At 56.1% G+C, this 20,008-nt stretch carries 23 protein-coding genes and 1 pseudogene; 20 read left to right on the top strand and 4 right to left on the bottom strand.

From position 1 onward, the window contains the following. Window positions 1–122: 122 nt before the first annotated feature. From fliD to amyA, 4 genes are read left to right on the top strand one after another with little or no spacing between them, the layout of a single operon-like run. Window positions 123–1,547 carry a flagellar filament capping protein FliD gene (gene fliD / locus AB8818_RS19760; protein ID WP_166711605.1) on the top strand — a complete coding sequence of 475 codons (1,425 nt, stop codon included), beginning with the start codon at window positions 123–125 and terminating at the stop codon, window positions 1,545–1,547. Window positions 1,548–1,568: 21 nt separating this feature from the next. Beyond that, window positions 1,569–1,973, top strand: a complete 405-nt coding sequence (gene fliS / locus AB8818_RS19755; protein WP_116338983.1) for a flagellar export chaperone FliS — start codon at window positions 1,569–1,571, stop codon at window positions 1,971–1,973. Between the two features lie 5 nt (window positions 1,974–1,978). Further along, window positions 1,979–2,353: a flagella biosynthesis regulatory protein FliT gene (fliT, locus tag AB8818_RS19750; protein ID WP_116338981.1), complete on the top strand. Its 375-nt coding sequence runs from the start codon at window positions 1,979–1,981 to the stop codon at window positions 2,351–2,353. 52 nt (window positions 2,354–2,405) lie between these two features. Further along, window positions 2,406–3,893 carry an alpha-amylase gene (gene amyA / locus AB8818_RS19745; protein WP_192984974.1) on the top strand — a complete coding sequence of 496 codons (1,488 nt, stop codon included), beginning with the start codon at window positions 2,406–2,408 and terminating at the stop codon, window positions 3,891–3,893. Window positions 3,894–3,995: 102 nt separating this feature from the next. On the opposite strand, the gene yedD is transcribed toward amyA, so the two are convergent. Then, on the bottom strand, window positions 3,996–4,409 hold the full coding sequence (gene yedD, locus AB8818_RS19740; RefSeq protein WP_163329832.1) for a lipoprotein YedD: 414 nt from the start codon (window positions 4,407–4,409) through the stop codon (window positions 3,996–3,998). Window positions 4,410–4,483: 74 nt separating this feature from the next. Next, entirely contained in the window at window positions 4,484–4,798 is a 315-nt protein-coding gene (fliE, locus tag AB8818_RS19735) for a flagellar hook-basal body complex protein FliE (protein ID WP_028013699.1), read from the bottom strand. 228 nt (window positions 4,799–5,026) lie between these two features. Between fliE and fliF the strand changes: the two genes are divergently transcribed. The 14 genes and pseudogenes from fliF (at window position 5,027) to rcsA (ending at window position 16,558) form a co-directional block, all read left to right on the top strand. After that, entirely contained in the window at window positions 5,027–6,706 is a 1,680-nt protein-coding gene (fliF, locus tag AB8818_RS19730) for a flagellar basal-body MS-ring/collar protein FliF (RefSeq protein ID WP_116338975.1), read from the top strand. Further along, on the top strand, window positions 6,699–7,697 hold the full coding sequence (fliG, locus tag AB8818_RS19725) for a flagellar motor switch protein FliG (protein ID WP_008500327.1): 999 nt from the start codon (window positions 6,699–6,701) through the stop codon (window positions 7,695–7,697). The genes fliF and fliG overlap by 8 nt, the downstream gene beginning before the upstream one ends. Then, on the top strand, window positions 7,690–8,397 hold the full coding sequence (fliH, locus tag AB8818_RS19720) for a flagellar assembly protein FliH (protein WP_163329831.1): 708 nt from the start codon (window positions 7,690–7,692) through the stop codon (window positions 8,395–8,397). Before fliG ends, fliH begins: the two co-directional genes overlap by 8 nt. After that, window positions 8,397–9,767 (top strand): flagellar protein export ATPase FliI, encoded by a 1,371-nt coding sequence (gene fliI / locus AB8818_RS19715; RefSeq protein WP_023330814.1) that lies wholly within the window; start codon window positions 8,397–8,399, stop codon window positions 9,765–9,767. Before fliH ends, fliI begins: the two co-directional genes overlap by 1 nt. A gap of 21 nt (window positions 9,768–9,788) precedes the next feature. Next, window positions 9,789–10,232, top strand: coding sequence for a flagellar export protein FliJ (gene fliJ / locus AB8818_RS19710; RefSeq protein ID WP_006811155.1), 444 nt, complete (start codon window positions 9,789–9,791; stop codon window positions 10,230–10,232). Then, the gene (fliK, locus tag AB8818_RS19705; RefSeq protein WP_192984972.1) at window positions 10,229–11,458 is read left to right on the top strand and encodes a flagellar hook length control protein FliK; all 1,230 of its coding nucleotides are present in this window, start codon (window positions 10,229–10,231) and stop codon (window positions 11,456–11,458) included. Before fliJ ends, fliK begins: the two co-directional genes overlap by 4 nt. A gap of 106 nt (window positions 11,459–11,564) precedes the next feature. After that, entirely contained in the window at window positions 11,565–12,035 is a 471-nt protein-coding gene (gene fliL / locus AB8818_RS19700) for a flagellar basal body-associated protein FliL (protein WP_021241388.1), read from the top strand. 4 nt (window positions 12,036–12,039) lie between these two features. Then, window positions 12,040–13,044, top strand: coding sequence for a flagellar motor switch protein FliM (gene fliM, locus AB8818_RS19695; protein WP_028013703.1), 1,005 nt, complete (start codon window positions 12,040–12,042; stop codon window positions 13,042–13,044). Further along, window positions 13,041–13,454 (top strand): flagellar motor switch protein FliN, encoded by a 414-nt coding sequence (gene fliN / locus AB8818_RS19690; RefSeq protein WP_003859592.1) that lies wholly within the window; start codon window positions 13,041–13,043, stop codon window positions 13,452–13,454. The genes fliM and fliN overlap by 4 nt, the downstream gene beginning before the upstream one ends. Before the next feature lie 2 nt (window positions 13,455–13,456). Beyond that, a complete protein-coding gene (gene fliO, locus AB8818_RS19685; protein WP_116338968.1) occupies window positions 13,457–13,831 on the top strand; it encodes a flagellar biosynthetic protein FliO in 375 nt (124 codons plus the stop codon). Further along, complete coding sequence (gene fliP / locus AB8818_RS19680; protein WP_061097755.1) at window positions 13,831–14,568, top strand: flagellar type III secretion system pore protein FliP; 738 nt, start codon at window positions 13,831–13,833, stop codon at window positions 14,566–14,568. Before fliO ends, fliP begins: the two co-directional genes overlap by 1 nt. A 9-nt stretch (window positions 14,569–14,577) precedes the next feature. Further along, window positions 14,578–14,847, top strand: a complete 270-nt coding sequence (fliQ, locus tag AB8818_RS19675) for a flagellar biosynthesis protein FliQ (protein WP_008500315.1) — start codon at window positions 14,578–14,580, stop codon at window positions 14,845–14,847. A gap of 7 nt (window positions 14,848–14,854) precedes the next feature. Continuing rightward, window positions 14,855–15,647: pseudogene (fliR, locus tag AB8818_RS19670) on the top strand (flagellar biosynthetic protein FliR); the annotation flags it as partial. A 287-nt stretch (window positions 15,648–15,934) separates the two neighbouring features. Continuing rightward, window positions 15,935–16,558, top strand: a complete 624-nt coding sequence (rcsA, locus tag AB8818_RS19665) for a transcriptional regulator RcsA (protein WP_013097740.1) — start codon at window positions 15,935–15,937, stop codon at window positions 16,556–16,558. A 102-nt stretch (window positions 16,559–16,660) separates the two neighbouring features. Here the strand turns inward: rcsA and dsrB are convergent, their stop codons facing one another. Further along, complete coding sequence (dsrB, locus tag AB8818_RS19660; protein WP_013097741.1) at window positions 16,661–16,849, bottom strand: protein DsrB; 189 nt, start codon at window positions 16,847–16,849, stop codon at window positions 16,661–16,663. 129 nt (window positions 16,850–16,978) lie between these two features. On the opposite strand from dsrB, the gene yodD reads away from it, so the two are divergent. Beyond that, window positions 16,979–17,206 carry a YodD family peroxide/acid resistance protein gene (gene yodD, locus AB8818_RS19655; protein WP_048959254.1) on the top strand — a complete coding sequence of 76 codons (228 nt, stop codon included), beginning with the start codon at window positions 16,979–16,981 and terminating at the stop codon, window positions 17,204–17,206. A 301-nt stretch (window positions 17,207–17,507) separates the two neighbouring features. Then, the gene (locus tag AB8818_RS19650) at window positions 17,508–18,308 is read left to right on the top strand and encodes a mannosyl-3-phosphoglycerate phosphatase-related protein (RefSeq protein ID WP_192984970.1); all 801 of its coding nucleotides are present in this window, start codon (window positions 17,508–17,510) and stop codon (window positions 18,306–18,308) included. On the opposite strand, the gene dgcQ is transcribed toward AB8818_RS19650, so the two are convergent. Then, window positions 18,293–19,993, bottom strand: coding sequence for a cellulose biosynthesis regulator diguanylate cyclase DgcQ (gene dgcQ / locus AB8818_RS19645; protein ID WP_192984968.1), 1,701 nt, complete (start codon window positions 19,991–19,993; stop codon window positions 18,293–18,295). The genes AB8818_RS19650 and dgcQ overlap by 16 nt on opposite strands. Window positions 19,994–20,008 lie beyond the last annotated feature (15 nt).

The raw sequence follows: 20,008 nt of genomic DNA, 5'->3' as shown, positions 1-20,008 counted from the left end.
GTTTCATTTACCGCGCCAGGACATGCCTATTCTTTGGATTATTTTTTTCTCGCCATCGTAAACTTTTACTATTCGAGGCCGATAAGAGTCCTGAACTACTTTCGTATTTAAGGAAAATATACATGGCTACTATCAGTAACCTCGGGATAGGTTCTGCAGGACTCGGGGATTTATATAATCAGTTGGACGCAGCAGAAAGAACCAAGCTGACGACGATTACTACCCAGCAATCAACGTATAACGCACAGTTGAGCGCGTACGGCAAGCTGCAGAGTGCCATGACCTCGCTGCAGACTGCGACCGCTGCGCTGGGTAAAGCGACCACATGGAACTCAACTGCCGTAAGCAGCACCAACACGGCCTTTACGGCAACCACTACCGCTGACGCATCCGTCGGCTCTTATGTGGTTAACGTCAACCAGGTGGCAAAAGCACAGGCGCTCACGACGGGCTCCTATACCACCAACACGGAGCTGCTGGGCGATACGACCGGCACGACGCGTAAAATTACGATTACCCAGCCGGGTACAAAAACGCCTTTAGAGGTGAACCTGGCCGATGGCGATACGTCGCTGGCCGGGATCGCGAGCGCGATCAATAAAGCGAACGGCAACGTCACCGCCAGCGTAATCAAGGCGAAAGACGGCGATTATCGCCTGATGCTGTCATCGAAAACCACCGGTACGGATGGCGAGATGACCATCAGCGTAACCGGGGACGACAAGCTGCAAAGCGCCATCGGCTACGACTCAACCGCCAAAACCGGCGCGCTGACGGTAAATACCGCGGCACAGAACGCGATTGTCGTCGTGAACGACATCAAGATTGAGCGTCAATCGAATACCATCTCCGATGCGCTGCCCGGCATGACCTTCACCGTGAAGGCAGAAAGTAAAGCGGATGAAATGCTGGAAGTGACGCGCGCCACGGATGCGAACCAGAAAGCCGTAACGGACTGGGTAACCGCGTATAACTCGCTGCAGTCCACCATTAATAGCCTGACCAAATATGTGCCGGTCGACGCTGGCGCTGGCGGCCAGTCAGCCAGCAACGGCGCGCTTGTCGGTGATGCAAATGTGCGCGGGATCCAGTCTCAGCTGCGCGGTCTGCTGACCGAAGTGCAGGCCGGCTCCGTTCAGATCATGGCTCAACTCGGGATTACCCAGGATCCAGTGAAAGGCGCAGACGGTACGGTCGGTAACCTGAAGGTGGATACCGATAAGCTGAAAAAAGCGCTGACCGACAACCCGACCGCCGTACAGCAGTACTTTATCGGTGACGGAAAGAAAACCGGTCTGGCGACCCAGATGAACAACACGCTGACCACCATGCTCAGCACCAGCACCGGCAGCGCGGGTGTGATCCAGAACGCGAAAGACGGTATTAACAAAACGCTGAAAACCCTGGGCGAACGTTACGATTCTATGGAAGCCTCTATTGATGCGACCATGGCGCGTTACAAAGCGCAGTTCACCAGCCTGGACGTATTAGTTACCAAAATGACCAGTACGGCCAACTACCTGACCCAACAGTTCTCACAAAAATAGTCGTAGCCTTCAGGAGTGGATATGTATAAGACCTCTGGTGTTCAATCCTATCAGCAGATAGGAGTAGAAAGCGCTGTTATGAATGCCAGTCCACACCAGCTGATTGTCATGTTGTTCGACGGGGCGCAGAGCGCCCTCGTCCGCGCGCGTTTGTTCATGGAAGCCGGACAAATTCGTGAAAAAGGCGAAGCGTTATCGAAAGCCATTAACATCATTGACAACGGTTTAAAAGCAGGACTGAACATGGAGGTTGAGAGCGATCTGTCCAGTAATCTTGCCTCCTTGTACGAATATATGGTTCGACGTTTATTACTGGCGAACGTCAGTAACGACGTAGACGCAATTGTTGAAGTCGAGGGTTTATTAAACAACATTGCGGATGCGTGGAAGCAAATCGGCCCCAATGCGTCCTCTATTTCAGGATAATTTTGATGAATAATCCCAGCGCAGCGCTTAGCCACTGGCAGGCGTTACATGCTCAGAGCATTGCTATGCTAAATCTCGCACATTCTGGTCAATGGGATGCGCTTATTGAGCAGGAAATGCATTACGTTCAACTGGTGGAAAAGATTTCGCAAACACCCATCATGTCATGCCCCCCGGCTCAGGTTGAGCAAGCGCGTGCGCTGCTGGAGATGATCCTCGACAATGAGAATACGTTAAAGGCCCTGCTGAAAGTACGGATGGACGAACTGCGTAATCTCATCGATCAGACCGGTAAACAGCAATCCATCACCTCTACCTATGGAAAGCTGTCAGGGAATATTCTTTATCCAGAAAGTGTTACCCGCGACACACAATTATGATTTCTTCATCCATACTCCAGAAGTCTGCCAAATGGCTTCTGGAGCACGGACGATGAAAAACCCCACCCTGTTACAATGCTTTCACTGGTATTACCCCGCTGGCGGTGAATTGTGGCGAGAAGTCACGGCGTTAGCCCCCAATCTTAATGAAATCGGCATCAATATGATCTGGCTGCCTCCCGCCTATAAAGGTGCTTCCGGCGGGTATTCGGTTGGCTATGACTGTTACGATCTATTCGACCTCGGCGAGTTTGATCAGAAAGGCAGTATCGCCACAAAGTACGGTGACAAAGCGCAGCTGCTGGAGGCCATCGACGCCCTTAAAAGCAACGACATTGCCGTACTGCTGGACGTGGTGGTGAACCACAAAATGGGGGCAGATGAGAAAGAGCCTGTCCGTGTTCAGCGCGTGAACGAGCAGGATCGCACGCAAATCGATGATGAGATCGTCGAGTGCGAAGCGTGGACACGCTACACCTTCCCTGCCCGCGCCGGGCAATATTCGCAGTTTATCTGGGATTACAAATGCTTCAGCGGCGTCGACCATATTGAGAATCCCGATGAAGACGGCATCTTTAAAATCGTCAACGACTACACCGGCGAAGGCTGGAACGACCAGGTCGACGATGAGATGGGTAACTTCGATTACCTGATGGGCGAAAATATCGACTTTCGCAATCACGCCGTCACCGAGGAGATCAAATACTGGGCCCGCTGGGTCATGGAACAGACGCGCTGCGACGGTTTTCGTCTGGACGCCGTCAAGCATATTCCGGCCTGGTTTTATAAAGAGTGGATTGAGCACGTACAGGAAGTTGCCGAACAGCCGTTATTTATCGTGGCGGAATACTGGTCCCACGAGGTGGACAAACTGCAGGCCTATATTGACCAGGTCGACGGTAAAACCATGCTCTTTGATGCCCCCCTGCAGATGAAATTCCACGAAGCGTCACGTCAGGGTCGGGATTACGACATGAGCCAAATCTTCACCGGCACGCTGGTGGAGGCCGATCCGTTTCATGCGGTCACCCTCGTCGCTAACCATGACACGCAGCCTCTACAGGCGCTGGAAGCGCCGGTGGATGCCTGGTTTAAACCGCTGGCGTATGCGCTGATCCTGCTGCGGGAAAACGGCGTGCCGAGCGTTTTCTATCCGGATCTGTTCGGCGCCAGCTATGACGATACGGGAGGCGATGGCGAGACCTATCACATCGACATGCCGGTTATTGAGCAGCTCCACGAGTTGATCCTTGCCCGCCAGCGCTTTGCCCACGGCGTGCAGACGCTGTTTTTTGACCATCCAAACTGCATCGCTTTCAGCCGCAGCGGCACCGAGGACGATCCCGGCTGCGTGGTGGTCATGTCGAACGGTGACGACGGCGAGAAGGTGATTTGCCTGGGGGAAAACTACGGCAACAAAACGTGGCGGGATTTTCTCGGCAACCGTGAAGAAACGGTCACCACCGCGGCGGATGGCGAAGGCACCTTTACCTGCAAAGGGGGAAGCGTTAGCGTGTGGGTGATTGAGGATGCGTTGTAGAACGGGAAACGTGCGGCCTGATGCCCTCACCCCGTCCCTCTCCCACAGGGAGAGGGAGCAAACACCAAAAACGGCAACGAGGTTGCCGTTTTGCTTTTACCCTTAGGGCAGTTTACTTTCCAGCGGATTCTTGCTCAGATAATCAGCACATTCCACCGTTGGGCGGTCAACCTTTTGCAACTCCATCCCGTCATACTCCAGCGTTGAGCCGTCGCGATCCAGCGGATAGATATCCAGCTTGCGGGTAACGTTGTAATAGCTGTCTGAGCGCAGCATGATCTTACCCGGCACGGCAATCACGCGCTGCCACTGGCGACAGTCCAGCGTATCGCCCTCTTCCGTGACCACCAGTGTGGCAATCGCTTCAGGGCTGACCAGGCTGCTCTGCGGCCCTTTCGACTGCCAGTACCCCGCCAGGTTCGCCGGGACGGGATGCTTGATCACATCATTATAGTTATCGACCTGAACGCACCCGGTCAGTGCCAGCAGCGCGCCAGCAATTGCTATTTTTTTCATCATCTTTCCTGCATTCGAAGAAAAAAATATTGTGGCATTAAAGCGCAGAGGCCGCCAGCGAAGATCGACGGGGCTTAAACCTGCATCCCCATCACTTCCTGATACGCCGACACCAGCTTGTTACGCACCTGGATCCCCATCTGGATAGAAACCGAGGCTTTTTGCAAATCGGTCATCACATCGTTCAGCGCCACGCCCGGCTCGCCGAGGGTAAACTTCTCCGCCTGCGTACGCGCAGCGGTCTGGGTATCGCTGATACGGTCAAGAGCGGCGTGCAGTTGTCCCGCAAAGCTGATGGTCGGCTGTTGTTCTGCCACATTCTGATTACGGGCCGTCATCGCCGTTGCCTGCAACTGACTGATTACCCCTTCAATGCCCTGTATAGCCATGACTCTCCCCTGGATGGTTTTTTACGCGGTCAAGACTAACAGCTTGTCAATAAGATAATGGCGGTAAATAGCGTGAAAAAACCAGGTTATTTGACGCATAGAAAATCCGGAATCGTCAAATAATGGCAGGGCCATCAATATGGAACTTTTGTCGTGTTTGCCGACCCGGGAGTCAGTTTTGTTTCTCTACACGAATAACGTAAACCACCAGGATTTAAGAGGTGCGCAATGAGTGCAGCAGCATCGACAGCGCCACAAAATAAATCACTCGAGTGGATGAACCGCCTTCGCGCGAATCCTAAAATCCCGTTGATCGTGGCAGGCGCTGCCGCAATTGCGATCCTTGTAGCGATGGTTTTATGGGCGAAAAGCCCTGATTACCGCACGCTCTACAGCAACCTTTCCGATCAGGATGGCGGCGCCATCGTCACCCAGCTTACCCAGATGAATATCCCTTATCGCTTTGCCGATAATGGCGGTGCGCTTGAGGTGCCGGCAGATAAGGTGCACGAGCTTCGTCTGCGTCTGGCACAGCAGGGCCTGCCAAAGGGCGGCGCGGTCGGTTTTGAGCTGCTGGATCAGGAAAAGTTTGGTATCAGCCAGTTCAGCGAGCAGGTGAACTACCAGCGTGCGCTGGAAGGCGAGCTGGCCCGCACCATTGAAACGTTAGGCCCGGTGAAGAGTGCCCGCGTGCACCTGGCGATGCCTAAACCTTCTTTATTCGTTCGTGAACAGAAATCCCCTTCGGCTTCCGTTACCGTGAACCTTGAGCCTGGCCGCGCGCTGGACGAAGGGCAAATCAGCGCGGTGACGCATCTCGTCTCCAGCGCCGTCGCCGGTCTGCCGCCGGGTAACGTAACGCTGGTGGACCAAAGCGGACATCTGCTGACCCAATCCAATACCGCCGGGCGTGACCTGAACGACGCGCAGCTGAAATACGCCGCCGACGTTGAAAGCCGTCTCCAGCGCCGCATCGAAGCTATCCTCGGCCCGGTAGTGGGCAACAGTAACGTGCATGCCCAGGTGACCGCGCAGATTGACTTCTCTAATAAAGAACAAACCGAAGAGCAATACAGCCCGAACGGCGATGCGGCTCAGGCGGTGATGCGTTCACGTCAGATCAACTCCAGCGAACAGGTGGGTGGGGCTTACCCTGGCGGCGTGCCGGGCGCGCTCTCTAACCAGCCTGCTCCGGCTAACGCGGCGCCGATTTCCACGCCACCGGCCAATCAGCAGAACGGTCAGCAAAATAATCAGCAGACCACCTCAACGACCAGTAACGCAGGCCCGCGCTCCAGCAGCCGCAACGAAACCACGAACTACGAAGTGGATCGGACGATCCGCCACACTAAACTGAACGTGGGCGATATTCAGCGTCTTTCCGTTGCGGTGGTGGTGAACTACAAAACGCTGGCGGATGGCAAACCGCTGCCGCTGACCGCCGAGCAGATGAAGCAGATTGAAAACCTGACCCGTGAAGCGATGGGTTACTCCGAGAAGCGCGGCGATACTCTCAACGTGGTCAACTCACCGTTCAACTCGGTTGAAGAGACCGGCGGCGAGCTGCCGTTCTGGCAACAGCAGGCGTTTATCGACCAGCTGATGTCCGCAGGACGCTGGCTGCTGGTGCTGATTGTTGCGTGGCTGCTGTGGCGTAAGGGCGTACGCCCTCAGCTTCAGCGCCGCGCAGAAGCCGAAAAAGTGGCTCGCGAACAGATGTCTGCGCGTCAGGAAACGGAAGAAGCGGTTGAAGTTCGCCTCAGCAAAGATGAACAGATGCAGCAGCGTCGTGCTAACCAGCGCATGGGCGCCGAGGTCATGAGCCAGCGCATTCGCGAAATGTCAGATAACGATCCGCGCGTCGTGGCGCTGGTCATCCGCCAGTGGATGGGTAACGAACATGAGTAATACGCTTACGGGCACCGATAAAAGCGTCATCCTGCTGATGACCATTGGCGAAGACCGCGCGGCAGAGGTGTTTAAGCACCTCTCCCAGAGAGAAGTGCAAATTCTCAGTGCGGCGATGGCCAACGTGCGTCAGATCTCCAACAAGCAGCTGACCGAGGTGCTGTCGGAATTTGAGCAGGAAGCCGAACAGTTTGCGGCGCTCAACGTCAACGCCAACGACTACCTGCGCTCCGTGCTGGTCAAGGCGCTGGGCGAAGAGCGCGCGGCCAGCCTGCTGGAAGATATTCTGGAAACGCGCGATACCGCCAGCGGTATCGAAACGCTTAACTTTATGGAGCCGCAGAGTGCCGCCGACCTTATTCGCGACGAGCACCCGCAGATTATCGCCACCATCCTGGTTCACCTCAAACGTGGCCAGGCTGCCGATATTCTGGCCCTGTTCGAGGAGCGTCTGCGTCACGACGTGATGCTGCGTATCGCGACCTTCGGCGGCGTCCAGCCGGCCGCGCTGGCGGAGCTGACCGAAGTGCTGAACAACCTGCTCGACGGTCAGAACCTCAAGCGCAGCAAAATGGGCGGCGTGAGAACGGCGGCGGAAATCATCAACCTGATGAAAACGCAGCAGGAAGAGGCGGTCATTACGGCGGTTCGCGAATTCGACGGCGAGCTGGCGCAAAAAATTATCGACGAGATGTTCCTGTTCGAAAACCTGGTCGAAGTGGACGATCGCAGCATCCAGCGTCTGCTCCAGGAAGTGGACTCCGAGTCGCTGCTTATTGCCCTCAAAGGTGCCGAGCAGCCTCTGCGCGAGAAGTTCCTGCGCAACATGTCTCAGCGTGCGGCCGATATCCTGCGCGACGACCTTGCCAACCGTGGCCCGGTGCGTCTGTCTCAGGTGGAAAACGAGCAGAAAGCGATCCTGCTTATTGTTCGTCGTCTGGCGGAAACCGGCGAGATGGTGATTGGCAGCGGAGACGACACCTATGTCTAATGAGCTGTCGTGGAAGCGCTGGACCCCGGACGATCTGGCCCCTCCCCTTGCCGAATTCTCGCCCGCGGTGGTTTCGCCCGCAGAGCCCGACGCGGACGTCGAACAGCCTGAGCTGAGCGAAGAAGAGCAGCAAGCGCAGATGCTGGCGCAGCTGCAAATGCAGGCGCACGAGCAGGGCTACAATGCTGGCCTGAACGAGGGCCGCCAGAAGGGTCACGATCTGGGGTACCAGGAAGGTCTGGCGAAAGGGCTGGAGCACGGCATCGATCAGGCGCGCCAGCAGCAGGCGCCGATCCATGCCCGCATGCAGCAGCTGGTCAGCGAGTTCCAGCACACGCTGGACGCGCTGGACAGCGTGATTGCCTCGCGTCTGATGCAGATGGCGCTGGAAGCGGCGCGTCAGGTTATCGGCCAGACGCCCGTGGTGGATAACACCGCGCTGATCAAACAAATTCAGGGTCTGCTTCAGCAGGAGCCGCTGTTCAGCGGCAAACCGCAGCTGCGCGTCCACCCGGACGATCTGCAGCGCGTTGAAGAGAGCCTGGGCGCAACGCTTAGCCTGCACGGCTGGCGTCTGCGCGGCGACCCGTCATTACACCACGGCGGATGCAAAGTCTCTGCCGATGAAGGCGACCTGGATGCCAGCGTCGCCACCCGCTGGCAGGAACTGTGCCGCCTGGCGGCACCGGGAGTCGTCTGATGACCGCGCGCCTCACCCGCTGGCTCACCACGCTCGACAACTTTGAGACGAAGATGGCACAGCTGCCATCCGTTCGTCGTTATGGGCGACTGACGCGCGCCACCGGTCTGGTACTTGAGGCCACCGGCCTGCAGCTTCCGCTGGGGGCAACCTGCGTCATTGAGCGTCAGGATGGTCAGGAGACGCGTGAAGTCGAAAGCGAAGTGGTCGGATTTAACGGCCAGCGCCTGTTCCTGATGCCGCTTGAAGAGGTGGAAGGCATTCTGCCCGGCGCGCGCGTCTATGCGAAGAATATCAGCGGCGACGGGCTGCAAAGCGGGAAACAGCTGCCGCTTGGCCCTGCCCTGCTGGGCCGCGTGCTGGACGGCAGCGGGAAGCCGCTTGATGGCCTGCCCGCGCCGGACACCACCGAAACCGGCGCGCTGATCACTCAGCCGTTCAATCCCCTGCAGCGTACCCCTATTGAGCACGTGCTGGATACCGGCGTGCGTCCGATTAACGCCCTGCTCACCGTAGGTCGCGGGCAGCGCATGGGTCTGTTTGCCGGATCAGGTGTCGGGAAATCCGTCCTGCTCGGCATGATGGCGCGCTATACCCAGGCCGACGTGATCGTCGTGGGGCTGATTGGCGAGCGTGGTCGCGAAGTAAAAGATTTCATCGAAAATATCCTGGGTGCGGAAGGCCGCGCCCGCTCGGTGGTTATTGCCGCACCGGCGGACGTGTCGCCGCTGCTGCGTATGCAGGGTGCCGCCTACGCCACCCGTATCGCCGAAGATTTTCGTGACCGCGGCAAGCACGTGCTGCTGATCATGGACTCCCTCACCCGCTACGCGATGGCGCAGCGTGAAATCGCGCTGGCTATCGGCGAGCCGCCGGCGACCAAAGGCTATCCGCCTTCGGTCTTTGCCAAACTTCCGGCGCTGGTCGAGCGTGCGGGGAACGGCATCAGCGGCGGCGGCTCTATCACCGCGTTCTATACGGTACTGACCGAGGGCGACGATCAGCAGGACCCGATTGCCGACTCCGCACGCGCGATCCTGGATGGCCATATCGTGCTGTCGCGCCGCCTGGCCGAAGCCGGGCACTACCCGGCGATTGATATTGAAGCGTCCATCAGCCGTGCGATGACGGCGTTGATTACCGAGAAGCACTACGCCCGCGTGCGTAACTTTAAACAACTGCTTTCCAGCTTCCAGCGCAACCGCGATCTGGTCAGCGTGGGGGCGTATGCCAAAGGCAGCGACCCGATGCTCGACAAGGCGATTAGCCTGTGGCCGCAGCTGGAGGCATTTTTACAACAGGGCATTTTTGAACGTGCCGACTGGGAAGATTCAATCCAGGCGCTGGAGCTAATTTTCCCGCAGGTGTAACACAGGTGGAGGGCGAAGGTCATGGCGCAAAACAGCGCGTTATCAACGCTGAAAGATCTGGCTGAAAAAGAAGTTGATGATGCCGCATTGCAGCTTGGCGCAATGCGACGCGGGTGCCAGCAGGCTGAAGAACAGTTGAAGATGTTAATCGACTATCAGCATGAATATCGCACCAACCTCAATACCGATATGACGCAGGGCATTGGCAGCCAGCGCTGGATTAACTATCAGCAGTTTATCCAGACGCTGGAAAAGGCGATAGAGCAGCACCGTCAGCAGCTAAACCAGTGGACCCAAAAAGTCGATACCGCGCTGAATTTCTGGCGCGAGAAAAAACAGAGGCTGCAGGCCTGGCAAACCTTACAGGACCGGCAGATTGCAGCCTCGACCCTGGCGGAAAACCGCCTGGATCAGAAGAAAATGGATGAGTTTGCCCAGCGCGCATCAATGAGGAAACCGGAATGATCACACTGCAACAACTGCTGATGAGCGACACCGACCTGTCAGGCGGGATGCAAACAGGGAAAGGCACCGAGGGTGCGCAAGACTTTCTCTCCCTGCTGGCGAGCGCCCTGACGGACGCAACGGGCAAAGGTAACGATGCGCCGCTCACCCTGGCGGACCTGAAAGCCGCAGGCGGCAAGCTGTCGAAAGTTGCGCTGGAAGCCAAAGGCGATACCGCTCTGCAGGCCAAAATTGCCGATCTGCTCGCGCGTCAGCCTGCGCTGAATGGCGTTGAAACGACCGAGTCCGCGCCGCTTGAAACCCTGGTTTCCGGGCTGGTGCCGCTGTCAAAGGGCGACGCGCTGAAGACGCTCACTGCGGCCAACGGCAAAGATGACGGTCAAAGCGAACTGAGCGAAGAAGAGCTGGCCGGGTTAAGCGCGCTGATGGCGATGCTGCCGCACCAGCAGACTACCGCCTCTCGTGCGGCTGGCAGCGACGGCGTTTCCGCTCCCTCAGCGCTGAATTCAGCAACGCTTTCGCCAAACGGTGCAGGCCAGCCGTCCCTGAACGCGCCTGCGGGAAGCCATGACAAAGCGCAGCTTTCTGCGTCCTACCAGAGCCAGGCGAAAAACAACGGTCCCGATCTCTCAGGCAACGCGCCTGCCACGCCGGTCGTGGCCGCGGCCGCAGAGAAGCAGGAGTTCGCCAGTTCTTCCTCGTCATCTTCGCCAACCGCGACCCTGGCACCGATTATGTCCAGCCATGCTATCAGCCAGCCAGCCGCCACCGTTGCCACCGCGCCGGTGCTAAGCCAGCCTCTGGGCACCCACGAATGGCAACAGTCCCTGAGCCAGCACATCACCCTGTTCACTAAGCAGGGCCAGCAGACGGCGGAGCTGCGCCTGCACCCGGAAGATCTGGGCCAGGTGCAAATCTCGCTTAAGCTGGACGACAACCAGGCACAGCTGCAGATGGTCTCTGCGCACAGCCATGTGCGCGCAGCGCTGGAGGCCGCGCTGCCGGTCCTGCGGACCTCGCTGGCGGAGAACGGCATTCAGCTTTCTCAGAGCAGCGTCAGCAGCGAGAGTTTCGCCGGTCAGCAGCAGTCTTCATCCCAGCAGCATCAGGCCTCGCGTTCCGGCCAGCACGGCGGTTTTAATGAAGAGAGCGATGAGCTCCTGCCGGTTCCTGCCGCCCTGCAATCCGCGGCGCGCGGTAACGGTGCCGTGGACATCTTCGCCTAAACGCCAGAGGTAGCGTGATTATCCCCGTCTTTTCCACGCTTTGACGACGGCAGGACACGGGATAATCACCTTATTAAGCTGTACCGAAACAGGAAGCTCGTATCAGATGACAGACTCCGCTATCACCAAAAAAAGCAAGCGTTCCATCTGGATCCCGCTGCTGGTGTTGATCACGCTCGCCGCCTGCGCTACCGCGGGCTATAGTTACTGGCGTATGCAGCAGGAACCTTCTACCGCTGCGGCCAAAGCCGAACCTGCTCCACCGCCGGCGCCGGTCTTTTTCCCTCTGGACACCTTCACCGTTAACCTCGGTGATGCGGATCGTGTGCTGTATGTCGGTATTACGCTGCGCCTGAAGGACGAAGCGACCCGCGCGCGCCTGAACGATTATCTGCCGGAAGTGCGTAGCCGCCTTCTCCTGCTGTTTTCTCGTCAGGACGCCTCCGCGCTGGCTACCGACGTGGGTAAGCAAAAGCTGGTCGACGCCATCAAGCAGACGCTGGCCACCCCGCTGGTAAACGGTCAACCTAAGCAGGAAGTCACTGACGTTCTGTACACAGCCTTTATTCTGCGGTAACGACATGGGCGACAGTATTCTTTCTCAGGCAGAAATCGACGCGCTGCTTAACGGCGACAGCGATAAGAGTGACGATCCGCAACCGGGTCTCACCGGCGACGATAATATTCGTCCTTACGATCCCAATACCCAGCGTCGCGTAGTCCGTGAACGTCTGCAGGCGCTGGAGATCATTAACGAACGTTTTGCACGTCAGTTCCGTATGGGGCTGTTTAACCTGCTGCGTCGTAGCCCGGATATCACGGTCGGTGCGATCCGCATTCAGCCGTATCATGAGTTTGCCCGCAACCTGCCGGTGCCAACCAACCTTAACCTGATTCATCTGAAGCCGCTTCGCGGCACCGGTCTGGTGGTGTTCTCGCCAAGCCTGGTGTTCATTGCGGTGGATAACCTGTTCGGCGGCGACGGGCGTTTCCCGACCAAAGTGGAAGGCCGTGAATTTACCCACACCGAACAGCGCGTCATTAACCGCATGCTGAAGCTGGCGCTGGAGTCCTACAGCGACGCGTGGAAAGCGATTAACCCGCTGGAAGTGGAGTACGTTCGTTCTGAGATGCAGGTGAAATTTACCAATATCACCACCTCCCCGAACGATATCGTCGTCAATACGCCGTTCCACGTGGAGATCGGTAACCTGACCGGCGAATTCAACATCTGCCTGCCGTTCAGCATGATTGAACCGCTGCGCGAGCTGCTGGTTAACCCGCCGCTGGAGAACTCGCGCAACGAAGATCAGAACTGGCGTGAAAACCTGGTGCGCCAGGTGCAGCACTCCCAGCTGGAGCTGGTGGCAAACTTTGCCGACATCTCGATGCGGTTATCCCAGATCCTGAAATTACAACCCGGCGACGTTTTGCCGATAGACAAACCCGACCGCATTATTGCCCACGTGGATGGTGTCCCCGTACTCACAAGCCAGTACGGCACGATTAACGGTCAGTATGCGTTACGCGTTGAGCACTTGATCAACCCGATTTTGAATTCGCTGAATGAGGAACAGCCCAAATGAGTGACATGAACAATCCGTCCGATGAAAACAGCGGAGCACTGGACGATCTGTGGGCTGACGCGTTAAACGAGCAAAAAACGACCCCGACAAAAAGCGCGGCGGACGCGGTCTTCCAGCAGTTAGGCGGCGGTGACGTCAGCGGCACGCTGCAGGATATCGACCTGATTATGGACATCCCGGTCAAGCTGACCGTTGAGCTGGGGCGCACCCGGATGACCATTAAAGAGCTGCTGCGTCTGACGCAGGGTTCGGTCGTGGCCCTTGACGGCCTGGCCGGCGAGCCGCTGGATATTCTGATCAACGGCTATCTGATTGCTCAGGGTGAAGTGGTGGTGGTTGCCGACAAATACGGCGTGCGCATCACCGACATCATTACCCCGTCTGAACGCATGCGTCGTCTGAGCCGTTAAGTATGAAAACCCAGGCAACAATATCACCACCGTCCGCCGTTCCCGGCTCCCCGCTGCTCCAGGTGAGCGGGGCGTTGTTCGGTATTATTGCCTTTATTCTTATTGCCGCCTGGCTGGCGAAGCGTTTTGGTCTGGCGGGTAAAACTGCCAGCACCCGCGGCCTGAAGGTCAGCGCCAGCACTCCCCTTGGGCCGCGCGAACGCGTGGTCATCGTCGATGTGGAAGATGCGCGTCTGGTACTGGGCGTAACCGGCTCAAACATCAACGTATTACATAAACTGCCGCCCGCCCCGGTCACGGTGGACGAGCGCGCACAAGCCCCTGCGGATTTTCAGTCCGTCATGAAGAGTTTGCTTAAGCGTTCCGGGAGATCCTGATGCGCCGTTTGTTATCCCTTACGCTTGCGGGCATTGGCCTGTTTGCTCCTGCGGTTTATGCACAGCTGCCCGGTCTGGTCTCAACGCCGATTGCGGGTGGCGGCCAGAGCTGGTCGCTCCCGGTTCAGACGCTGGTCTTCATCACCTCGCTGACCTTTATTCCGGCTATCCTGCTGATGATGACCAGTTTCACCCGCATCATCATCGTCTTTGGTCTGCTGCGAAACGCGCTGGGCACCCCTTCGGCGCCGCCAAACCAGGTGCTTCTGGGTTTAGCTCTGTTTTTGACCTTTTTCATCATGTCGCCGGTGATCGACAAGATTTATACCGACGCCTACCAGCCGTTCAGCGAAGACAAAATTTCGATGCAGGAAGCGCTGGAAAAAGGCGCGCAGCCGCTGCGGGAATTTATGCTGCGTCAGACGCGCGAAGCGGACCTGGCTCTTTTCGCTCGACTGTCCAACACCGGCGAGCTTCAGGGGCCGGAAGCGGTGCCGATGCGCATTCTCCTGCCGGCCTATGTCACCAGCGAGCTGAAAACCGCGTTCCAGATTGGCTTTACCATCTTTATTCCGTTCCTGATTATCGACCTGGTGATCGCCAGCGTCCTGATGGCGCTCGGGATGATGATGGTGCCGCCGGCCACAATTGCCCTGCCCTTTAAGATCATGCTCTTTGTGCTGGTCGATGGCTGGCAACTACTGGTCAGTTCGCTGGCGCAGAGTTTTTACAGTTAAGGAACGGCAATGACACCCGAATCGGTCATGATGATGGGCACGGAAGCGATGAAAATCGCCATTGCCGTTGCCGCGCCGCTGCTGCTTGTCGCGCTGGTTACCGGCCTGATTATCAGTATTCTTCAGGCTGCCACGCAGATTAACGAAATGACGCTGTCGTTTATCCCGAAAATCATCGCCGTCTTCGTGGCGATTATCGTGGCCGGGCCGTGGATGCTGAACCTGCTGCTGGACTATATGCGCAACCTGTTTACCAATCTACCGTACATCATCGGCTGACCTGACGATGCTGCACTTCACCAGCGACCAGTGGGTTCAGTGGCTCGGCGTCTATTTCTGGCCGATGCTGCGCATTCTGGCGCTGATCTCCACCGCCCCCATACTCAGCGAGAAATCGATCCCCAAGCGCGTCAAGGTGGGGCTGGGCATTATCATCACCATTATCGTTGCCCCTTCCCTGCCACCCGTGAATATTCCCATCTTCTCGGCTAACGCGATATGGGTCGCTTTGCAGCAGGTGATGATTGGCGTCGCCGTGGGCTTTACCATGCAGCTCGCCTTCGCCGCCGTGCGCACGGCTGGTGAGTTGATTGGCCTGCAGATGGGGCTATCATTCGCCACGTTTGTCGATCCCGGCAGCCATCTCAACATGCCGGTGCTGGCGCGCATCATCGATCTGCTCGCCATGCTGCTGTTCCTGTCGCTTAACGGCCATCTGTGGCTCATCTCCATGCTGGTGGATACCTTCCATACGCTGCCGATTGGTGATAACCCGGTCAACAGCAACGCCTTCCTCGCGCTTACCCGCGCGGCGGGGCTGATTTTCCTCAACGGTCTGATGCTGGCTCTGCCGATCATCACGCTGCTGCTCACCGTCAACCTGGCATTAGGTTTACTGAACAGAATGGCACCGCAGCTCTCGGTGTTTGTGATTGGTTTTCCGCTGACCCTGACGGTCGGAATTTTATTAATGTCATTACTGATGCCCCTTATCGCCCCCTTCTGTGAACATTTATTCGGCGAGATATTCAATCTGTTAGCGGATATTGTCAGCGAATTGCCACGTAAATAATAGTCCTCACGTTCGCTATTGTCTTTCTGAGGATATTCCTAAAATAAAACGCGAAAAACATCTTCCAGGATATATCTGACGCGGTTTAAATGTTTCTAACCATCTCACAATACTTAATATTTACTTTACTTTAAGAAGATTCCTGGCAAATTATACGTAACTTTACGGGATAGTGAGTCCGCCTGAAAGTCTTTGTCATGCTCACAGGTTTATTATTTTTTTCCATCCCGTATGGCTGTTTTGAGCTCTCAGGCAGATGGTGAATTATCGTTACGCATTGAGTGAGGGTATGCCATGTCAACGATCATTATGGATTTATGCAGCTACACCCGGCTAGGGTTAACCGGGTACCTGGCAAGCAGAGGGGTAAGAAAGAGAGACATCAACGATGCACACACCGTTGAAGAACTCGCAGCCGCTTGTGACGAACTCAAACCAGGCGTGGTGTTTATTAATGAGGACTGTTTCATTCACGATCCAGCCAACAGTCAGCACATTAAGCAAATCATTAATCAGCATCCAAAAACCCTGTTTATTGTTTTTATGGCGATCGCGAATATCCATTTCGATGAGTATTTGTTGGTCCGTAAAAATTTATTGATTAGTTCTAAGTCGATTAAACCCGAGTCGCTGGATGACATTCTGGGTGATTATTTGAATAAAGAAGTTAAAAATGTAGGAGCGGTTAACTTACCCACCCTTTCATTAAGCAGGACTGAATCAAGCATGCTGCGAATGTGGATGGCGGGACAAGGAACTATTCAGATCTCCGACCAGATGAATATTAAAGCGAAAACCGTTTCATCACACAAAGGAAATATTAAAAGGAAAATTAAAACGCATAATAAGCAAGTGATCTATCACGTGGTACGTCTGACCGATAATGTGACGAACGGGATTTTCGTCAACATGCGTTAGTGGCTTAAACCCCTTTGCACCCTACCTTTGATCTCTGGCCTGGCCAGAGATTTTTGCTTTTGCGGACGTAGTCGGGCACGCGCAATGCCACCCGACGCCGTACTACTCCGCTTTCTCAACAAAAATGCCGTCCGGATGCCCCAGTTCGTTAAAAAACCAGATGCCGAGCGGGTAATCTTCCAGTGAGACCAGGTACATTGTGCCTTCACTAAACTCTTCAATTGCCAGCACCACCCCCGGGCGGCGCGGCCCACCGTCCGTTTTAACGGTTACCCGATCGTTGACCTTCATACATTCCTCCTCTGGTTTTGAGCCAGTGTAGAACAAAACGCAAAAACACACATCGCCGCACGGCGTGAATGGCGTTTTTATACACAGTCTATACTTAGCGTTGGACACGGTTGAATGAGGAACCCCGTAATGAAGACCGATAAAGAGTACAGCGACACCATCAAGCGCGAAGTTGAGGTGGATGTCGATGCCCTGCTGGCCGCCATCAATGAGATCAGTGAGTCAGAAGTCCGCCGCACGGACGATGGTTCGGACCACGTCATTGTTAACGGGAGGGATTATCACACCTATCGCGAGCTGGCGGAGGCCTTCGAGCTAGATATTCATGACTTTAGCGTGTCTGAAGCAAATCGTTAGCACGAAAAAAATCCCGGTCATGGGGATGGCCGGGATCAAAACTTGCTTATGCAAGAAGCACTTGAAAATTCGTTACACCAGGAAATCTGATGTACAAACAACACTATCCCCAACGATTTTGCATGACAAGCATATATTCTTACAGTGAATATAATATTTTTAACATAATCGTTTTGGTTATGAGCAACAACATACGCCGAATGCGGGTTTGGCTGGATCGGTTCTCCTGAATCCGGTTTAAGCGCAGATAATTTTTTAGGAATATTCTTAGATTAAGACTCATTCGTTTTCGGGAGTTACTATGCTTTCACTCCAGGGTTCCCTGCTGATTTTTTCCGATCTGGATGGATCGCTGTTGGATATTCATACCTATGAGTGGCAGCCCGCGATGCCGTGGCTCGATAAACTGCAGGATAACCAGGTGCCGGTAATTCTTTGCAGCAGCAAAAGCGCGGCAGAGATGCTGGATATCCAGCAGGATTTAGGTCTCGAAGGCTTACCTTTTATCGCTGAGAACGGCGCGGTGGTTCAGCCTGACGTACGCTGGGAAATAGGTCAGCGCCACATCAACGGCATGACGCACCGGGAGATTCATCCGCTTATTGAGCAAATCCGCCAGCAGGCAGGCTTCAAATTCACCACTTTTGACGACGTGGACGAACGCGTCATCAGCGAATGGACGGGGCTGACCCGCTACCGGGCAGCGCTTGCCCGCAGGCACGACGCCTCCGTCACGCTCATCTGGCGTGATTCCGACGAAGCCATGGCCCGGTTTGAAGCGGCGCTGGCGCAGCGCGGACTGAAATGCCTGCAGGGAGCCCGTTTCTGGCACATTCTGGATGCCGGCTGCGGTAAGGACGTTGCGGCTAACTGGCTTATCGCGCAGTACCGTGAACGGGAAAATATTGAACCCACCACCCTGGGGCTCGGCGATGGGCCAAACGACGCGCCGTTGCTGGACAGCGTGGACTTCGCGGTGGTGATTAAGGGCATAAACCGCCAGGGTATTAGGTTACGGGACGATAGCCCCAGCCGGGTTTATCACACCCGGCAGGCGGGACCGCTCGGCTGGCAGGAGGGGCTGGATCACTTTTTGTCATGATCGTGCCAGACAACCCGGTTACGTCCGTCCTGTTTAGCGTTGTATAACCGGGCATCCGCCACGGACTGCAGCTGTTCGAAATCGTAGTTTTCGTTTTCCTGCGCGCTGCTGACGCCGAGTGACGCGCTGATGCGCAGGGTCATACTCTTCTTCACCAGAATCTCCTTGCTGTTGATTCGGCAACGAATACGCTCCGCGACGCCTCTCGCCTCCTCAAGACCAAGCCCCGGCAGAACGATACAAAACTCTTCCCCGCCCACGCGTCCTGCCACATCGTTCTTGCGTAACGTACTGGCAATCAACCCTGCCGTGTGGGAGAGCACCTTATCCCCGGCCTGGTGGCCAAAACGGTCGTTAATGCTTTTAAAATTGTCGAGATCGATCTGAATAACCGAGAACGGCAGCGACTGCTGGCGACAGGTTTCCGACAGCAGTTTTGCGCGGTCGAACAGCGCGCCGCGATTATTCAGGCGGGTGAGCGGGTCATGCCAAGCCTGCCACTGGAGCGAGTGCTGGAGCGTATACATGTTGCTGACCATCCGACGGATAACCAGCCACGAGATCAATAGCATGGCGGTAAAGAGTGCCCACATCAGCGCCAGCACAATACTGATACTGCCGAAGTCATCTTGTACCCCTTCATGCAGGGTGTGGATCCGCAAGACGACGCCATCGAAGTGATTGAGCCGCTCCCAGCTGACAAAACGGCTTCCAAGGCGGATCCCACCGCCGGTATCGTTCTCAATCGCCTGCGCTATTTGCGCCGTTTCGCGTTCATCAAAATGGTTAACCGGTTTTCCTGAACGGTCAGAGGTGGCAATCATATTAAGACGAGTGTCGTACAGCTGATACTCCCCTTCCGTCCGGTCTTCCGTCGCGTCAGCCAGCAGGCGCTGCATCGTGCTCAACGCAAAATCCATCGCTACAACGCCGTACCAGTAATGGTCGAAATAGATGGGCACACTGGCGGCGATCGTGCGTTCCTCCCCGTTCCATGAGGAAGGCGTAGAGATGAACCAGCGCACCGCGCGGGCGCGGTTGTTGCGCTCTGACTGCTGGGTAAACCAGGGCTGCGTGACCAGATGGTAATAGCGGGAGGTGATGTCGCCCGCCAGGTCCGGCGTATCCGTGGAAAGGAAAAAACCGGCGCGGGAGACGTAGGTCGCGCGTGATTCCGTTTGCGCTCGCGTGGACGCCAGCCTGAGCAGATACCCTACTTCAAGCGCGGCAGAAATTTCATGACTGATGCGGTCAGGGTCACGGTTCAGAAGCGTGGTTTTTTCGACGAACGCATCCGAAACGCCGTTAATGGGCAGGGTCCGCTTTTTATCAACGGCGATTTGCCAGGTAGGCTGCTTGCGGACGGTGTTGAAGCGCGACACGGCATTCTGCAGGACATCAAACGCCAGCGGCATCTGGATCGCATCGCGTATGCCCTGGCGGAACAGCAGCATCCTGTCCACGCTGTTCTGTAACTGCCTGTCCAGCGAGCTGGCCACGGTTTCCAGATGGTTCCGCTGGCTGGAAATGTAGGCCTCTTCAAGCACCACCACCTCACGCCAGGTCAGGAGAGTGGAAAACACCAGAACGATCAGAAAACAGAGATTAACAATCAACCCCGGATTGCTACGCTTATGCAGCCATTGCAGAAAAGATTGTCTTACAACAAAGGTATCGCGCTGCACACACACTCCCTGACA

Origin of the sequence: Enterobacter sp. KB-280D8 (assembly GCF_041399405.1) — a bacterium.
In the GTDB taxonomy this organism is placed as follows: domain Bacteria; phylum Pseudomonadota; class Gammaproteobacteria; order Enterobacterales; family Enterobacteriaceae; genus Enterobacter; species Enterobacter cloacae_N.
Note: the sequence above shows the minus strand (reverse complement) of the source record. Positions and strands in the feature narration are given on the sequence as shown.

Coding starts and splice junctions, on each gene's coding strand:
- fliQ (WP_008500315.1), top strand. CDS start 14,578: ATGACACCCGAATCGGTCATGATGATGGGCACGGAAGCGATGAAAATC.
- fliF (WP_116338975.1), top strand. CDS start 5,027: ATGAGTGCAGCAGCATCGACAGCGCCACAAAATAAATCACTCGAGTGG.
- fliG (WP_008500327.1), top strand. CDS start 6,699: ATGAGTAATACGCTTACGGGCACCGATAAAAGCGTCATCCTGCTGATG.
- rcsA (WP_013097740.1), top strand. CDS start 15,935: ATGTCAACGATCATTATGGATTTATGCAGCTACACCCGGCTAGGGTTA.
- yodD (WP_048959254.1), top strand. CDS start 16,979: ATGAAGACCGATAAAGAGTACAGCGACACCATCAAGCGCGAAGTTGAG.
- fliJ (WP_006811155.1), top strand. CDS start 9,789: ATGGCGCAAAACAGCGCGTTATCAACGCTGAAAGATCTGGCTGAAAAA.
- fliD (WP_166711605.1), top strand. CDS start 123: ATGGCTACTATCAGTAACCTCGGGATAGGTTCTGCAGGACTCGGGGAT.
- fliL (WP_021241388.1), top strand. CDS start 11,565: ATGACAGACTCCGCTATCACCAAAAAAAGCAAGCGTTCCATCTGGATC.
- fliP (WP_061097755.1), top strand. CDS start 13,831: ATGCGCCGTTTGTTATCCCTTACGCTTGCGGGCATTGGCCTGTTTGCT.
- fliN (WP_003859592.1), top strand. CDS start 13,041: ATGAGTGACATGAACAATCCGTCCGATGAAAACAGCGGAGCACTGGAC.
- fliH (WP_163329831.1), top strand. CDS start 7,690: ATGTCTAATGAGCTGTCGTGGAAGCGCTGGACCCCGGACGATCTGGCC.
- dsrB (WP_013097741.1), bottom strand. CDS start 16,849: ATGAAGGTCAACGATCGGGTAACCGTTAAAACGGACGGTGGGCCGCGC.
- fliS (WP_116338983.1), top strand. CDS start 1,569: ATGTATAAGACCTCTGGTGTTCAATCCTATCAGCAGATAGGAGTAGAA.
- fliM (WP_028013703.1), top strand. CDS start 12,040: ATGGGCGACAGTATTCTTTCTCAGGCAGAAATCGACGCGCTGCTTAAC.
- fliI (WP_023330814.1), top strand. CDS start 8,397: ATGACCGCGCGCCTCACCCGCTGGCTCACCACGCTCGACAACTTTGAG.
- fliO (WP_116338968.1), top strand. CDS start 13,457: ATGAAAACCCAGGCAACAATATCACCACCGTCCGCCGTTCCCGGCTCC.
- fliE (WP_028013699.1), bottom strand. CDS start 4,798: ATGGCTATACAGGGCATTGAAGGGGTAATCAGTCAGTTGCAGGCAACG.
- yedD (WP_163329832.1), bottom strand. CDS start 4,409: ATGAAAAAAATAGCAATTGCTGGCGCGCTGCTGGCACTGACCGGGTGC.
- fliK (WP_192984972.1), top strand. CDS start 10,229: ATGATCACACTGCAACAACTGCTGATGAGCGACACCGACCTGTCAGGC.
- AB8818_RS19650 (WP_192984970.1), top strand. CDS start 17,508: ATGCTTTCACTCCAGGGTTCCCTGCTGATTTTTTCCGATCTGGATGGA.
- fliT (WP_116338981.1), top strand. CDS start 1,979: ATGAATAATCCCAGCGCAGCGCTTAGCCACTGGCAGGCGTTACATGCT.
- amyA (WP_192984974.1), top strand. CDS start 2,406: ATGAAAAACCCCACCCTGTTACAATGCTTTCACTGGTATTACCCCGCT.